Below are 14,417 nucleotides of genomic sequence, written 5' to 3'. Positions count from 1 at the left end.
GGTCTAGATTCGTCGTCAACTGGCCAGCGTGGTGTCGTAGATATACCGTCGCGACGAAGGCAGCGTCTCAGCCTGTCGTCCCGCCTTGTGGCAGACGATCTGGTAGATCGACATCTGGTCCGTCGTGAACGCGTGCGCGCATCCGGCCAGGTACACGCGCCAGATGCGGAACTTGGTTTCGCCGACCATCTCGCGAATGGCATCGCCATGGGCCTCGAAATTCTCGGCCCAGTGGCGCAGCGTCTGCGCATAGTGCCGCCGCAGCAGTTCCACGTCAAATGCCTCGAGCCCACCCTGCTGCAGGGTCTGCAGCACGAGGCCGATATGCGGGAGCTCGCCCTGCGGAAACACGTAGCGGTCCATGAAGGCCGCGCCGTCCATCGGCACCTCGCCGCTGTCCGGATCGGTCGCGGTGATCCCATGGTTCATCGCCACGCCGTCGTCGGCCAGCAGCTCGCGGATGCGCCCGAAGTAGCCGGGCAGGTTGTCCTTGCCCACATGCTCGAACATGCCGACGCTCGTGATGCGGTCGAACTGCCCCGTGACGTCGCGGTAATCCTGCAGCCGGATCTCGATCCGGTCCGCCAGCCCGGCTTCCTTCACGCGTGCCGTGGCGAGGTCGAACTGGTTCTGCGAGAGCGTAATGCCCACGCAGCGCGCGCCGAACTTCTGCGCGGCGCGGATCACGAGCGCGCCCCATCCGCAGCCGATATCGAGCAGCGTCTGCCCGGGCTGCAGCCGGATCTTCGTCAGGATATGGTCGATCTTCTTCAGCTGCGCGGTCGCGAGGTCCTCGTCGCCATGTTCGAAGTAGGCGCAGGAATACACCATGCGCGGGTCGAGCCACAGTTGATAGAAGTCGTTGGAGACGTCGTAGTGGTACTGGATCGCGGACTTGTCTTCCTGCTTCGAATGCGTGAAGTGCTGCGCCACCCTGGCCAGCATGCCGCCCGCGACGGACTTTGCGGCCGCCGAGAAGCCGTATCCCACATTGATGATGTCGGCCAGCTTGCCGTCGAGATCGATCTTCTGCTGCACGTAGGCCTCGCCGAGGTTGTCGAGGCTCGGCACGAGCAGCAGCGGCAGCGCCGCGGCCTCGCGCACGGTCAGCGTGACATCGGGCGTCTCGAACCGGCCCAGCGCGAACTCGCTGCCATTCCACAAACGCAATCGGACCGGAAGGTTGGCGTGCTCGCGCACGTCGGCGATCCAGCGTTCGAGTTGGGTATCCAAAGCTTGTTTGAACAACATGCCGTGCTCTCCCGTAATGGCAACGATCCATTGACTCTACTGCCGAACGGGAGCGCGCGTGTGACGGGCCCTTTGCTTGTCTAGGCGAGCAAACATGGATTCCCGGCCTCGCGGAAACGCAAGCTGGGCGTGGCTTTCAGGGATATAGGGAGCGCGTGGCGCGGCGCGGCGCGGGACTGTCCAGACCGTTCGACAGATCGTCCAACGGTCGGGACAAAAATCAGGGCGACAATCGCACAATGCGCCAGCTGCCGTCGTCCTGACGGCGGAAGCCGATGCGGTCGTGCAGGCGCGATGCGCGGCCCTGCCAGAACTCGATCCAGTTCGGCATCAGGCGGTAGCCGCCCCAGTGCGGCGGGCGGGGCGGATCGTCGCCGAAGCGCGCGCGGAAATCCGCCTCGCGGGCTTCGAGCACACCACGGTCGGCCACCTCGCGGCTTTGCTCCGACGCCCAGGCGCCGAGCCGGGAGCCGAGCGGACGCGACACGAAATATGCATCGCTTTCGGCTTCATCGACCTTGCGGACTTCGCCCTCGATGCGCACCTGGCGCTCGAGTTGCACCCAGTGGAAGAGCAGCGCCGCGCGCGGGTTGGAGAGCAGGTCGTTGCCCTTGCGGCTCTCGTAGTTGGTGAAGAACGTGAACCCCGATGCGTCCACGCCCTTGAGCAGCACGATGCGCGCCGAGGGCTGGCCGTTCGCGCCAACGGTCGCGAGGGTCATGGCGTTGGGGTCGGGCATTTTCGCGACCACGGCCTCGTCGAACCATCGCTGGAACTGCACGATCGGGTCGTTGGCCACGTCGGTTTCGGAGAGCGCGCCGAGCACGAATTGGCGGCGCAGGTCGGCTAGTTCAGTCATGTCACATCCGCACGAAAACATCACGAAGGATGCTTCGAGTATAGCGAATGCGCCGCATGGCGCGACCTGCGCTGCATCAAACGGGAGGCAATGCCTTGTTGCGCGTCTGCGTGCGCGAGTAGTAGCCGGCCATGCCCATCGCGCCCGCCATCGAGAGGAAGATCGGCAGCATGCCCAGCGCCGTGCCCACCACGCCGAACGTGAGCGGCCAGACGACCTGGCTCGTGTTCAGCACGGCCGAGCGCAGGCCGAGGGCCTCGCCGGCGCGGCCCGAGGGCGAGGCGATATGCAGGATGTTCATGACATTGGGCTGCGCGCTGCCGAGCGCGAGACCCAGCAGGAACGCGAGCGCGCACATCAGCCAGAACTGCGAGACGAACGGATAGATCAGGTAGGCGAGCGCGCCCACCGTCAGCGCGATGCGAATGATCTTCCATTCCGAGAAATGGCGCGTGATCAGCGGCATGGCGATACGGATGGCCAGCGTGGCGAGCGAGAAGGCGCCGAGCACCCAGCCGATCGACGATGGGGTGAGGCCGATGTTCGAGCCGCGAATCGGGATCAGGAACGCGTGCAGGTCCCACGCGGCCGAGAGCACCGCGCTCGCGACGAACACCGCGCGCAGCTCGGGGTACTGAAGCAGGCTCAGCGTCGATTGCCGCGAGCCGTCCTCGATGGCGATGCGGCCCGCGTTGCCGCCCGTGGCGGGCAGGCGCGGCCGCACGTACTGGAGGCCGATCTGGCCCGCGATGGCCACCCCGACGAGCACGATGAAGGCCCAGCGGAACCCTGCATGTTCGATCACGTAACCCATCGTCACCGGGCCGAGCGTGCCGGAGACGGACAGCCCCAGCGCATGCAGCGAATAGTTGCGCAGCCGCGTCTCGTTGGTCGAGACCTGTCCGATCAGCAGCTGCATGGCCACCTGCACCAGCATGAAGCCGACGCCGATCAGCGCGCAGGCGCCATACAGCGATGCGATGTCGTGCCACACCGCGGGCATCAGCGTGCCGGCCACGACCATGATCGAGCCCGCGGTCATCGGCAGTCGCGGCCCGATGGCATCGATCCGGCGGACCGCGGGAATCGCGAGGAACATCGGCAGCAGCGCATAGAGCGCCATCAGCACGCCGAGCGTGATCGTCGAGGCCTTGAGGGAGATGGCGAACAGCGAGACGACAACGCGGCTCGCGTTGAAGGCGACGTGATTGCACACCGTGAGGGCGATCAGCCAGCTGATCGGCGGCACCGTGGCAGGGGGCAACGTCATTTGGGGGGCGGGGGCTTGTAAATGGCCGTTTAAGTATGCGCCTCAATGTGGCACATGCACAACAACGGGGACTGTGTCGTGCAAAAACGCAACGGTCTTGGTGCGGTCAGTCGTGCGGTCAGTCGTGCGGCCGGTCGCGGGGCGGTCGAGGGGTGGTCGGAGGCGTCGGAAAAAAGCAACGCCCCCGGATCGCGCTATCGGGCCCCGGGCGCGCCTCAGCTGCCTTCGTGCATGGGGTCCGGCTGCTGGATGGCCGTGGGGGCCGTCGGCTTCTTTGCGGAGGCGGCGTCCGCCGGGGTGTTTCCGGAAGGCGCGGCGGCGGCCGGCGCACTGGCCGCCTGCGCCTTGGGATCCTTGTAGGTCTTGCCCGGCGGCGGCGCCGTGGGGCGCTTCTTGAGTTCCGTCAGCAGGCGTCCGCACTGGCTCTCGTCGCCCGACGACAGGTCGATGAGCGGCAGCACCGCGGCCACGGGCGCCACGAGCGCGAGCGCGACGGCCCCGCCCGCGCGCAGCGCGAGTACCGCGATATTCGGACTCACGGACGGCTTCTTGAACGTGCCGCCGATATAAAGCGGCGACCGCAGCGAGATGATCCGCACGCCCTTCGAATCGGGATGGATCGTCAGCGCCGTGCGCTCGTTGGCAAGATCGACCGCGCCATCGACATTGATGACCGCGTCCTGCGTATCGAGCACGAACGTGCGCGCGCGCCCCACGCCGTTGGTAAAGCCGAAGTCCGCGACGCCGCAGTTGATCTGCACGGGTTTGTCGCCGAAGAGCTTGGAGATCACGACGCTCCCGACATTGAGCCCCATGGCTTCGAGGATGAATTTGCTGACGGTGCCGTTCTCGACGAGCAGCCGTGCCTCGCCATTGGACGTGCCCAGCAGGGCGGCCACGGAGTTGCCGGTGGCGGACAGCTTCGCGGCGCCGTTGATCTCGCCGATGCTCGCGCGCATGGACTCGACCTTCGGGAACATTTGCTTGATCTTGAGGCGCCGCGCGTTCATGTCGATCATCGCGGCCATCGGTTCGCGCTTGCCGTCGAGCCGGATCGTCGAGACGAGGTTGCCGCCCGCCACGCCGAAATTGAGCGGATCGAGCAACAGCACGCCATCGGTCAGCTTCAGGTGCGTGGTCAGGTTCGTGATCGGCAGGTCTTCGGTCCGCACGATGCGCCGGCCCGTGAATTGCACGTCGGCGTCGATCTGGTCCCAGCGCTCCGTGTGGAATGGTGCGACCGGCAGCGCCTTGTCGGCGGGCTGCTTGACGCTGCTGTCGGACGCCGCTTCGCCGGGCTTGGCATCGGCACCGATCAGCGGCGCGAGATCGGAGAACAGCAACTGCTTCGATTCGAGCTCGCCCGAGAGCAGCGGGCGCGGCGAGCGTTGCTGGAAGTTCAGCGTACCCCCCAGGTCGCTGCCGCCCACCTTGCCGGTGAAGTTGCGATAGCTGTAGCTCGATGCGTCCTTCCTGAGCGTCGCCACGAGCCGGCCACGCGTTTCATACGGGGGTGTGGACGGGAGCACGATGCCGGTAAGCGCGTAGAGCTTGGCCATGTTGTCGCCGGACAGGGCCAGGTGCACGTCCAGCGCGCCGAGGTGCGCGGGATTCGTCAGCGTGCCCTCGATGACCGCGCGCGTGCCGCCGACGCGCACGTCGGCCTGCACGGGAAACGGCGTGTCGGTATCGCGCAGGCTCAGCACCGTGCCGGCCTTGCCGCTGGCGTTGATGGTGGCCTGGTTGTAGTGGCCCACCGCTTTCCAGCGCAGGCCGTAACGGCGCTCGTCGGAGGGGTTGCCCTGTACGGCCGAGGCTTCCGACGCGGCATTGATCAATGCGCCATCGCGCGCCTTGTTGTACAGCGCGTTGTCGCCGATGGTGCCGATCTCGGCCTGCATGTCGATCTTGGACGCGGCGTCGTTGAGCGCGATATTGCCCTGCGCGAGCACGATCTCGCCGATGTCGAGATGCCAGTTCGAGTTGCCGGTCTTGGGGCCGGTATCGAAGGTCCAGTTGTTGCGCTTGTCGGCAAGGCGCTCGAGCCAGACGGCGGGGCTGTCGATCACGATGCTCGGCACATTGATCTCGTGCGCGAGCAGCGGCAGTGGCCGCAGCACGAAGATGACCTCGCGCACGGTCGCCATCTGCGGGGCCTTGGCCCACTCGGTATTGCCGATCGTGATATCGCTTGCCGAGAGTCTCGGCCACGGCACCAGCGTGCGCCAGCCGGTTTCGCCCTGCGCGCGCTTCCAGGTCACGACGAGGTCGCCGTTGATCGCGAACGGACGGCCGATGGCCTGCGACACCTTGTCGTTGAGCCAGGGCTTGAGCCGATTCCAGTCGAACGTGAGAATCACGATCACGATGATGGCGATCAGCGCGAGCGGCGTAAAAATGCTCCAGAGGGCAACCTTCTGGCGGCGGGTGACGGGCATGGAGTTGGCCTTGTAATCGTGTGCGGCGCTCGGGCGGGCCGAAGCGGCGCATCAACCACTGCAAGTCATTGTAGGAATCGCGGCGCGCGCGTGTTGTCGGTCATCCGCTGACATTGCGGTCGCCGGTGCGCCGATTTTCGTCCAATGACATAAAATGCCGGCCTGAAGTTGCCCCCAGAGTCGCCCCTGTTTCCCCAAGCATGACCATTGCCCCTACGCCCCTGGCCGACCTGTCGGATCTGCCCGCGCCCCTCGCCCACGAATCGCCCGAGGACGACGACTACCATCGCCGCTTCGGCGGTGTCGCGCGCCTCTACGGCGCGGACGGCCTTGCGCGGCTCGAGGCGGCGAACGTGTGCGTGGTCGGTGTCGGCGGCGTGGGCAGCTGGGCCGCGGAGGCGCTGGCGCGCAATGCCGTGGGCCGCATCACGCTCATCGACCTCGACCATATCGCGGTGTCCAACACCAACCGGCAGATCCATGCACTCGGCGATGCCTATGGCCGCGCGAAGGTGGAGGCGATGGCCGAGCGTATCGTCGCGATCAATCCGCGCTGCCGCGTGACCACCGTCGATGATTTCGTGACCACCGACAACGTGGCCGAGCTGCTGTCGGGCTTCGACTACGTGATCGATGCGATCGATTCGGTCAAGGTGAAGATCGCGATGATCGCCTGGGCGCGCCGTGAAGGGCGCGCGTTCATCACGTGCGGCGGCGCGGGCGGACAGCTCGACCCGACGCGCGTGCGCATCGAGGATCTGTCGCGCACGGTCCAGGACCCGCTGCTCGCCAAGGTGCGGCAGTCGCTGCGGCAGAAGTGGAACTTCCCGCGCAATCCGAAGCGCAAGTTCGATATCCAGGCCGTGTACTCGGACGAGCCGCTCCGTTATCCGGAGCCCGAACAACAGGCGTGCGAGATCGACGAGGCGCCGCCCGTGCAGCCGGTGGCCCCGAGCGGCCCGCAGGGGCTCGCGTGCGCGGGCTTCGGCTCGTCGGTGGCGGTGACGGCGGTGTTCGGGTTCGTTGCCGCGTCGGCCGTGATCGGGAAGCTCGCCGCCGCGGCGCCTGCCACCAGCCAGACCACCAGCCAGACCACCAGCCAGACCACCAGCCAGGCCACCAGCCAGGCCACCAGCTAGGCCGCCAGCGTTTTCAGCAGCGCGTCCACCTGCGCCGCGTCGGGTGCGGAGTTGTCGAAGAAGATCAGTTCCGGATAGTCGGCGGGCGCCGGCTGGAACCGGCGCGTGCGGTACGTATCCCAGTGCGCAAGCTTGTACGCATCGTTGGGATTGCCGCGGCGGATGATGCGCGCATGCGCCTCGTCCTCGGGCAGATGCACCCACAGAATACTGACGGTCGTGCCCGCCGGCACGTGGAGCCATTGTGGATCGCTGAGCTGGTGCGCGCGAATCTCGCGAGAGAGCGGGCCGATGACGATCACGCTGATGCCGAGCGCGAGATTCTCGCGCGCGGTATCGAGCAGCCCTTCGTATTCGGGATCGCGCAGGTTGTCGAGGTAGGCCGGACTGTCGCGGTCGTTCGGGTCGCCCGTGATCGCGCGCATCGCGGCCGCGCTGTAGCGGCCGTAGAGCGTGTCCTTGTCCAGCAGGCAGAACGGTTCGCCGGTGGCGGCCATCAGCGGGCCGATCAGCCGGTGCGCGAGGGTGGTCTTGCCGGTGCCGGCGTGACCGCAGAAGAAAATCAGTCTGGGCATGGGGCACAGCATAACGCGGTATCCTTGCGGCTTGCATCTCGAGTGCCAGCCATGACCGAAACCGCAATGCCCGTATCGCCCTACGACGGTCTCTCCTCCGAGGGACTGCCGGCGGACCTCCATCTCGACGAGCCGGTGACCGATTCCACGCACGCCGAATTCGTGCAGCTGCTGGCGGCCGCCGTGGCCGCCGACGATGCCGGATTCCTCGCCGCGTTCGACGCGTGGATCGACCACACGCGTTATCACTTCCAGCAGGAAGAACAGTGGATGGAGGCCATGTCATTCGGCCCGCGCGGCTGCCACGCGGGCGAGCATCAGCAGGTGCTCGCGATTGCCGACGCGATCCGGCAGTCCGTCGCCGACGACGGCCGGCTCGATCTCGGCCGTCGCCTCGTCGGCGAGTTATCGGGCTGGTTCGACCATCACGTCAAGTCGATGGACGCGATGATGGTCAGCCATATGAAGGCCAACGGCTTCTCGCTGGTCGAGGGGCCGCCGGCCTGAGCCTTCCGGAGCGAACAGGCGCGATCAGTTGAGCGCGGTGGCCAGCTGGCGGCGCCAGCGCGACACGATCTCGGGCTGCTCCGTCAGCATGTCGAACACCGACAGCATCGTCTTGCGGCCCGCGTCGTCCTCGAACGTCCGGTCGCGCCGCACGATTTCCAGCAACTGCGCGAGCGCGCCTTCGTACTCGCGTCGCGCGATCAGCACGCGCGCCAGGTCGAGCCGCGCGGGCAGGTCGGCCGGATTGGCTTCCACACGCGCGTTCAGCGTGCCGGCATCGGGCATGTCCGACACGTTCTGCATGGCGTCGATGCGCGTGCGCAGGGCCGCGAACCCATCGAGCTGGGTGGCCTGCGGCGAGAGCCGCGCGAACTCGGCTTCCGCCTCCGCGATCGCATTGCCGTCGAGCAGGAACGAGATATAGGCGAGGCGAACGTCGTCGGCGGTCGGGTCGTAATCCAGCGCGGCCAGGAACGCTTCCTGCGCGCCATCGCGATCGCCGGCTTCGAGCCGATGCCGTGCCTCGACCAGCGCGAGGTCCGCGGGATTCGGCGACAGGCGTTCGAGGAATTCGCGCAGGCCGGACTCGGGCAGCACGCCCGTGAACTGATCGACGGCTTCCCCATCGACGAACGCGACCACATGCGGAATGCTGCGAACGCCGAAGTGCGCGGCCAGTTGCTGGTTCTCGTCGACGTTCACCTTTGCCAGGCGCCACGTACCGCCCGCTTCGGCTTCCAGTTTTTCCAGCATCGGCCCGAGCGTGCGGCACGGCCCGCACCACGGCGCCCAGAAATCGACCAGCACGGGCACCTGACGCGATAACTCGATGACTTCGGCTTCGAAGTTCTGCAGGGTGACGTCGCTCATCGTATTGGCCTCGTTTCGATTGACTGATGTTGATGGCTATTGTGGGGGCGAATGACGGAAAAACAACCTCCGTCGCCGGGGAAGGGGGCAAACCGAGGGATTGTCTCGGGTTGAAAATAGCACGGTCGTTCAGTTATATTGCCCGTCGATGCGCATATAGAACAGGCCGAGCCAACCGGAGACACCCATGACCACCGCTGTTCCCGCTGCTTCCCGCGTTGTTTCTCCCGTCGTTTCACCCGTGGTGTCACCTTTTGCCGCACCGCCGGACCGCCCGCACTTCCGCTCCTGGCCGCGCCGCCTGCCCACGCAGGTCGTGCTGCCCGAAACCTCGCTCTGGTACAACCTCGAAGTCGCCGCGCGCCGTTATCCGGACAAGGCGGCCATCCGGTATTTCGGAGGCGCCGTTACGTTTCGCGAGATGGAGACGCAGGCCACCGCGCTGGCCGGCTGGCTGCAGCAGCGCGCGGGGGTGAAGAAAGGCGACCGGGTCCTGCTCTATATGCAGAACTGCCCGCAGTTCCTGCTTGCGTACTATGCGATCCTGCGTGCCGATGCCGTGGTCGTGCCCGTCAATCCGATGAACCGGACCGAGGAGTTCCGGCACTACATCACCGACGCGCAGGCGAAGGTCGCGATCTGCAGTGCGGATCTCGCGGGTGGCGTCGCGGAGGCCAACGCGGGCGTGGACGAAGCCGCGCGCCTCGCGCACGTGCTGGTGACCGAGTATGCCGACGCCTTGCCGCCTTCGCACGAGCATCCCGAAGATGCACCGCCCGCGTGGCTGACGGCCACGCACGCGCTGCCCGCGGGCTATGCGCGGTGGACCGACGCCATGGACGCGCAGCTGACGCCCGGTCCGCACACGGCCGGTCCCGACGATATGGCCGTGATGCCGTACACGTCCGGGACCACGGGCTTTCCGAAGGGCTGCATCCACACGCATCGCACGGTCATGCACAACGTGATCGGCGGCGCCACCTGGTCGGGCAACGGTTCGGAGTCGGTGCAGTTGTCGGTGCTGCCGCTGTTCCACGTGACCGGCATGCAGTACGGCATGAACGTGCCCATCTATACCGGTGCGACCGTGGTGATGCTGCCGCGCTGGGACCGCGAGGTCGCGGGCCGCCTGATTTCCCGGTATCAGGTCACGCACTGGACCAATATCCCGACGATGGTGATCGATTTCCTCGGCAGCCCGAACCTGTCGGATTTCGACCTGCGCAGCCTGCGCTATATCGGCGGCGGCGGAGCGGCGATGCCGCAGGCGGTGGCGGAACGGCTGCGCGAGCAGTTCGGGCTCTCCTACATCGAGGGCTATGGACTGTCCGAGACGATCGCCCCCACGCACAGCAATCCGCTCGAACGGCCGAAACAGCAGTGCCTGGGCATTCCGACGTTCAATACCGATGCGCGCGTGATCGACCCCGTCACGCTAAAGGAACTACCCGTGGGCGAGGTCGGCGAGATCATCGTGCGCGGCCCGCAGGTCTTCAAGGGCTACTGGGGCAAGCCGGACGCCACGCGCGAGGCATTCATCGAGTTCGAGGGCGCCACGTTCTTCCGCACCGGCGATCTGGGCCGCATGGACGAGGAGGGCTACTTCTTCCTGACGGACCGCCTCAAGCGCATGATCAACGCATCGGGCTTCAAGGTGTGGCCGGCCGAAGTGGAGAACCTGCTGTACAAGCATCCGGCGGTGCAGGAGGCCTGCATCATCGGCACGCGCGACGCCTATCGCGGCGAGACCGTGAAGGCCGTGGTCGTGTTGCGGGCGGCCGCGCGCGGCAACACCACGGCCGAAGACATCATTGCATGGGCGCGCGACAATATGGCCGCGTACAAGTACCCGCGCGTGGTCGAGTTCGTCGATGCGCTGCCGAAGTCCGGCACGGGCAAGGTGATGTGGCGGCAGTTGCAGGAAAGCGAGAACGCGAAGTCCGGCGGCTAGCGGGATACGTGCGGGAGATGCGCGGGAGATGCGCGCGGACGTCAGTGCCCGCGCGCGCGCACGAGCATCTTGACCATCGTCTTGTAGCCACGGTCGCGCGCATGCCGCGTGGGCGAGATGCCCTCGCGATCGGGCAGGTTGGCGTCGGCACCGGCATCGAGCAGCAACTGCACGATGTCTTCGTACCGCGAGCTCCCGTCGCCGAGAATCACGGCCTCGAGCAACGCGGTCCAGCCGAGCTGGTTGACGTGGTCCACGGCGATGCCCGATTTCAGCAGCATGCGCACCACCTCGGTATTGCCGTGCTGCGCGGCCGCGATCAGCGCGGTGCCGTCATAGCGGTCCGTGCTGTTGAGATCGGCACCGTGCGAAAGCGACAGCCGGACGATATCCACCTGTCCCGTAGCCGAGGCCAGCAGAAATGCGCTGTTGGCATCGGCATCCTTGCGGTTGACGTCTGCGCCGGCAAGGATCAGCGCGCGTGCGACGTCGCCCCGGCGGTTATAGAGCGCGCTCAGCAGCGCGGTGCGGCCACGTTCGTCGGCAACCAGCGGCGATGCCCCCGCCGACAGCAGCCGGTTGACGAGCTCGAGGTCGCCGAGCGATGCCGCGGTAATCAGGTTGCGGTCGAGCGCGGTCACGCCCTCGGGGTGCGCATAGGGGGGCGCGGGCTCCTGCGGCGCGAGCGGGCGCGGCCGCGCCGGTAACGGCACCGGTCCCGCGGCGACGATCGAACGCGCAAGCGACTGGCCGCCCTGGCCCGCAAGCAGCGCCCCGCCCATCAGTACCCCCATGAGCCCGAGCATCTCGGCAAGGGCCTGGCGTCGGGTGCGTGAGTGGAAGCGACTCATGGCCGGTTCGGTTCGGTTCAGACGGTCTCGTGCGGGGCCATGGTGGAAGCCACGGCGGTGCCGGCGTCGGCCGCTGCCTGCTGGGGCGCATGGTGGACGCCCGGCGCGGCGCTGCTGCCTTCGCGCGCATCGCGCTCCTGCAACTGGCGCCACAGGCGCTCCAGATACGGATCGCCCACGCCATGGGTGGCGAGTCCGAGCAGCGTCTGCTGAAGGTAGTCGCGCGCGGGGCCGTAGACGCCACAGGCGTGCCGCAGGCAGCCCACGACCTCGTCGTCGGGCAGGCGCCCGGCGTAGCCGTTATGGGCGCGGTTCATGACGAAGGCGAGCGCGCGGCGCGGGCCGGTTTGCTGCCCGTCCCCGAACTTGAGGCGCAGCCAGCGCGGGTGATAGGCGCCCGTCATCATTTCGCGGCGCCAGAGCACCCGAAATTCCTGTTCGATCACATTTTTCGGAATGCGAAATGCCATGCCCGTGCAGCTGCCGCCACGGTCGAGGCCGAGCACAAGGCCCGGATGGTCCCAGGTGCCGCGATTGATACGGGAGTACAGGTAGAAGCCGCGGTGATAGCCGTGCACCGACGCGACGCGGCGGTCGGTGTGGACGACCATCGGATTCCAGATCAGCGAGCCGTAACCGAAAATCCAGACGTCGCCGCTGTCGCCGTCGGGGCCGTCCGCATCGGCGCGTTCCGCCAGCGCACAGTGCAGGGAACGTTCGATGGCATCTTCGGTCAACAGCGAGGACGCGACTGGCGTGCTGCACAGCGATGCGCGCAGCCGATCCGATTCGAGGTCCTGTCTGGTGATGGCCATGCGTGCAAGCATAATCCAAAGCCGGCCATGGTGTGTCCGCGTTACCACGGTCTTCCCACATTTCCATAGGTCGTGGTGTTTGCGCCACGCTGGCGTGTGCAGGTTCGTACAATGAAGCCGCACGTTCGGCAACCGTTCAATGACAGGAGAAAGCGCCATGGCGCGTACGCTTACCGTGGTCTTCGGTAACGGCAGGGAATTCGAATTCACGCTGACCGAGGCCGAGCTGGCCGGCATCGGCGAGGACGCCGCCTGGCGCTGGTTCGATCGCGAATACGCCGAGCTCGACTGCCAGGCGTCGAGCCCCGTGGGCAAGGTGCTCGTGATCGACAAGATCCTGAACGTCGCGCGCTTCTCGGGCGAACGGCGCTTTGCCGGGGACGCCGCGTGGGCGCAGGACTACGCGCGCCACGCGGGCCGCCTGCTCGATCGCGACAAGGTGCGCGTGGACGTGGGCAACGCCTCCATCGGTTTCTGACCGCGGTCTCCCCTTTCAGCAGCCCGAGGGGCCCGGGTCCCAGCGGCGAAACGGGACATCCCTTGCCGCGCGATGCTCGAGCGCGGTCAGCGCGACCATGACGATGCCGCTGACGCCGCGCGCCCGCACGCGCTGGATAAACATTCGCAGCGCGAAATCGCTCGCGCCGACCACGAGGTCCGTGCCCGGCTGCGGCACCACGTTCGCGGGGTTCAGCACGAGGTGTTCGATCAGCGCGTACCGGTCGCCCCGTTCGTCGCGCACGATGCTGCCCTCCAGAATCGCCATGGCGACCTCGGCGCGCATCACCAGCAGCGTCACCGTGTCGGCGCGGGCCACGCGCGTCTCCATGTCCTGCCCGAGCAATGCCAGCGACGACCGGGCGGCATCGATCACGGTACCGATCGGTGGCGGGTAGTGTGCGCGACGGTCCCCCAGGTCGGCGTAGCGGCGCGACCACGCATCGATGACGAGCCCGAGCCGTGTCAGCAGGGGATGCGTATTGTCGTGATTGCCGACGATGGTTAACGGGGCGGTCAGGTCGCATTGGGCCCAGTGCCCATGGCTGTCGCAAATCAGAACCTTGGCACGTCGCAGGCGTTGCCTGCTGGCCGGATAGACATAGATGTCCAGCGTGGCATCGCAGGTGCCCGCGGCGGACGCGATCGAACCGTCATCGGCGACTGGCGGCCGCCGTTCGATGGGCCACAACCGTCGCGGAAGCACCGTATTGGCGTGGTGAAGCGCCAGTATCGCGATCGTCTCCTGCGTCAGCGCCCCGACCGCGCCGTCGATCGCCGCGATCAGTGCCTGCTCGGACCGCCGGTCGCGGTTCCACGTCGCCGCGGCGCCATCGCGCGCAATGCGGCGGAGCACCCGGCGGAAATGGGCTTCCGACGCGTTGAGCGGAAACAGCCGGCGGTATAGCGCGACGATGCGCTCGACGCGGCGGGAACACTGGATCAGCGCATCGTCGGGATGCCGGGCATGCCGATGCGTCGCGGGTGCCGCCGCGTAGGCGAGCGCGGACAGCGCGGGGACGCCGCATGCGCGCGCCGCGCCGTAGCGCAGGGCGCCGTCATCGTTCGCCGGCGGGGCTGCCGGGGAGCCTGCCGGGGAGCCAGAGGGGCCCGCGACGCCGCCCGCGTCGAGGAAGTGCCATGCCGCGAGATCGAAACGCGTGGCATGCGGGCTGGCGCCAAGCAACGTGGCGATATCGGTGACCGTGACCGTGGGAATGCCGGAGGGGAGGGTGTCGGCGGCAACACCGGCGGAGAGCGGCGCAAGCAGCGCGGCACCGGCGAGCAGGACGCGGGAGGGGCGGGGCGGGTAGAACGGGTGGGAGTCTGGCATCGCGACAGCCTAGACGGCCCGTCGCGATCCAGATACCGCCAATCGCTTAAAGCGAAGCGA

General features: G+C 67.1%; 13 protein-coding genes. 4 read left to right on the top strand and 9 right to left on the bottom strand.

From position 1 onward, the window contains the following. Positions 1 to 15 precede the first annotated feature (15 nt). From FOB72_RS10920 to FOB72_RS10905, 4 genes are all read right to left on the bottom strand, one after another. On the bottom strand, positions 16 to 1,251 hold the full coding sequence (locus FOB72_RS10920) for an SAM-dependent methyltransferase (RefSeq protein ID WP_150372531.1): 1,236 nt from the start codon (positions 1,249 to 1,251) through the stop codon (positions 16 to 18). A gap of 220 nt (positions 1,252 to 1,471) precedes the next feature. Then, a complete protein-coding gene (gene pdxH, locus FOB72_RS10915) occupies positions 1,472 to 2,110 on the bottom strand; it encodes a pyridoxamine 5'-phosphate oxidase (protein WP_150372530.1) in 639 nt (212 codons plus the stop codon). 76 nt (positions 2,111 to 2,186) lie between these two features. Then, positions 2,187 to 3,380, bottom strand: coding sequence for an MFS transporter (locus FOB72_RS10910; RefSeq protein ID WP_150372529.1), 1,194 nt, complete (start codon positions 3,378 to 3,380; stop codon positions 2,187 to 2,189). Between the two features lie 215 nt (positions 3,381 to 3,595). Further along, entirely contained in the window at positions 3,596 to 5,818 is a 2,223-nt protein-coding gene (locus FOB72_RS10905; RefSeq protein ID WP_150372528.1) for an AsmA family protein, read from the bottom strand. 200 nt (positions 5,819 to 6,018) lie between these two features. Between FOB72_RS10905 and tcdA the strand changes: the two genes are divergently transcribed. After that, positions 6,019 to 6,957, top strand: a complete 939-nt coding sequence (gene tcdA / locus FOB72_RS10900) for a tRNA cyclic N6-threonylcarbamoyladenosine(37) synthase TcdA (RefSeq protein ID WP_150372527.1) — start codon at positions 6,019 to 6,021, stop codon at positions 6,955 to 6,957. On the opposite strand, the gene FOB72_RS10895 is transcribed toward tcdA, so the two are convergent. Further along, positions 6,954 to 7,532: an AAA family ATPase gene (locus tag FOB72_RS10895; protein ID WP_150372526.1), complete on the bottom strand. Its 579-nt coding sequence runs from the start codon at positions 7,530 to 7,532 to the stop codon at positions 6,954 to 6,956. The genes tcdA and FOB72_RS10895 overlap by 4 nt on opposite strands. A gap of 51 nt (positions 7,533 to 7,583) precedes the next feature. Here FOB72_RS10895 and FOB72_RS10890 point away from each other — a divergent pair, with 51 nt between their 5' ends. Next, positions 7,584 to 8,039, top strand: a complete 456-nt coding sequence (locus FOB72_RS10890; RefSeq protein ID WP_223851303.1) for a bacteriohemerythrin — start codon at positions 7,584 to 7,586, stop codon at positions 8,037 to 8,039. A 24-nt stretch (positions 8,040 to 8,063) separates the two neighbouring features. On the opposite strand, the gene trxA is transcribed toward FOB72_RS10890, so the two are convergent. Next, entirely contained in the window at positions 8,064 to 8,909 is an 846-nt protein-coding gene (gene trxA / locus FOB72_RS10885; protein ID WP_150372525.1) for a thioredoxin, read from the bottom strand. A 187-nt stretch (positions 8,910 to 9,096) separates the two neighbouring features. Here trxA and FOB72_RS10880 point away from each other — a divergent pair, with 187 nt between their 5' ends. Continuing rightward, the gene (locus FOB72_RS10880; protein WP_150372524.1) at positions 9,097 to 10,860 is read left to right on the top strand and encodes a long-chain fatty acid--CoA ligase; all 1,764 of its coding nucleotides are present in this window, start codon (positions 9,097 to 9,099) and stop codon (positions 10,858 to 10,860) included. Between the two features lie 41 nt (positions 10,861 to 10,901). On the opposite strand, the gene FOB72_RS10875 is transcribed toward FOB72_RS10880, so the two are convergent. Together FOB72_RS10875 and FOB72_RS10870 are read right to left on the bottom strand one after the other, a co-directional pair. Then, positions 10,902 to 11,711 (bottom strand): ankyrin repeat domain-containing protein, encoded by an 810-nt coding sequence (locus FOB72_RS10875; protein ID WP_150372523.1) that lies wholly within the window; start codon positions 11,709 to 11,711, stop codon positions 10,902 to 10,904. A 17-nt stretch (positions 11,712 to 11,728) separates the two neighbouring features. Beyond that, a complete protein-coding gene (locus FOB72_RS10870; protein ID WP_150372522.1) occupies positions 11,729 to 12,526 on the bottom strand; it encodes a gamma-glutamylcyclotransferase in 798 nt (265 codons plus the stop codon). Between the two features lie 157 nt (positions 12,527 to 12,683). On the opposite strand from FOB72_RS10870, the gene FOB72_RS10865 reads away from it, so the two are divergent. Beyond that, positions 12,684 to 13,004, top strand: coding sequence for a hypothetical protein (locus tag FOB72_RS10865; protein ID WP_150372521.1), 321 nt, complete (start codon positions 12,684 to 12,686; stop codon positions 13,002 to 13,004). 15 nt (positions 13,005 to 13,019) lie between these two features. On the opposite strand, the gene FOB72_RS10860 is transcribed toward FOB72_RS10865, so the two are convergent. After that, complete coding sequence (locus tag FOB72_RS10860) at positions 13,020 to 14,357, bottom strand: hypothetical protein (RefSeq protein ID WP_150372520.1); 1,338 nt, start codon at positions 14,355 to 14,357, stop codon at positions 13,020 to 13,022. Positions 14,358 to 14,417 lie beyond the last annotated feature (60 nt).

This window comes from Cupriavidus pauculus, from assembly GCF_008693385.1.
Lineage (GTDB): Bacteria > Pseudomonadota > Gammaproteobacteria > Burkholderiales > Burkholderiaceae > Cupriavidus > Cupriavidus pauculus_D.
The sequence above is the reverse complement of the archived record's forward strand: the minus strand, read 5'-3'. Positions and strand labels throughout refer to the sequence as shown.

What these genes read in the sequence shown, in the direction of transcription:
- FOB72_RS10890 (WP_223851303.1), top strand. Translation starts at nt 7,584, where the DNA reads ATGACCGAAACCGCAATGCCCGTATCGCCCTACGACGGTCTCTCCTCC.
- FOB72_RS10860 (WP_150372520.1), bottom strand. Translation starts at nt 14,357, where the DNA reads ATGCCAGACTCCCACCCGTTCTACCCGCCCCGCCCCTCCCGCGTCCTG.
- FOB72_RS10910 (WP_150372529.1), bottom strand. Translation starts at nt 3,380, where the DNA reads ATGACGTTGCCCCCTGCCACGGTGCCGCCGATCAGCTGGCTGATCGCC.
- trxA (WP_150372525.1), bottom strand. Translation starts at nt 8,909, where the DNA reads ATGAGCGACGTCACCCTGCAGAACTTCGAAGCCGAAGTCATCGAGTTA.
- FOB72_RS10880 (WP_150372524.1), top strand. Translation starts at nt 9,097, where the DNA reads ATGACCACCGCTGTTCCCGCTGCTTCCCGCGTTGTTTCTCCCGTCGTT.
- FOB72_RS10905 (WP_150372528.1), bottom strand. Translation starts at nt 5,818, where the DNA reads ATGCCCGTCACCCGCCGCCAGAAGGTTGCCCTCTGGAGCATTTTTACG.
- pdxH (WP_150372530.1), bottom strand. Translation starts at nt 2,110, where the DNA reads ATGACTGAACTAGCCGACCTGCGCCGCCAATTCGTGCTCGGCGCGCTC.
- FOB72_RS10865 (WP_150372521.1), top strand. Translation starts at nt 12,684, where the DNA reads ATGGCGCGTACGCTTACCGTGGTCTTCGGTAACGGCAGGGAATTCGAA.
- FOB72_RS10920 (WP_150372531.1), bottom strand. Translation starts at nt 1,251, where the DNA reads ATGTTGTTCAAACAAGCTTTGGATACCCAACTCGAACGCTGGATCGCC.
- FOB72_RS10875 (WP_150372523.1), bottom strand. Translation starts at nt 11,711, where the DNA reads ATGAGTCGCTTCCACTCACGCACCCGACGCCAGGCCCTTGCCGAGATG.
- tcdA (WP_150372527.1), top strand. Translation starts at nt 6,019, where the DNA reads ATGACCATTGCCCCTACGCCCCTGGCCGACCTGTCGGATCTGCCCGCG.
- FOB72_RS10870 (WP_150372522.1), bottom strand. Translation starts at nt 12,526, where the DNA reads ATGGCCATCACCAGACAGGACCTCGAATCGGATCGGCTGCGCGCATCG.
- FOB72_RS10895 (WP_150372526.1), bottom strand. Translation starts at nt 7,532, where the DNA reads ATGCCCAGACTGATTTTCTTCTGCGGTCACGCCGGCACCGGCAAGACC.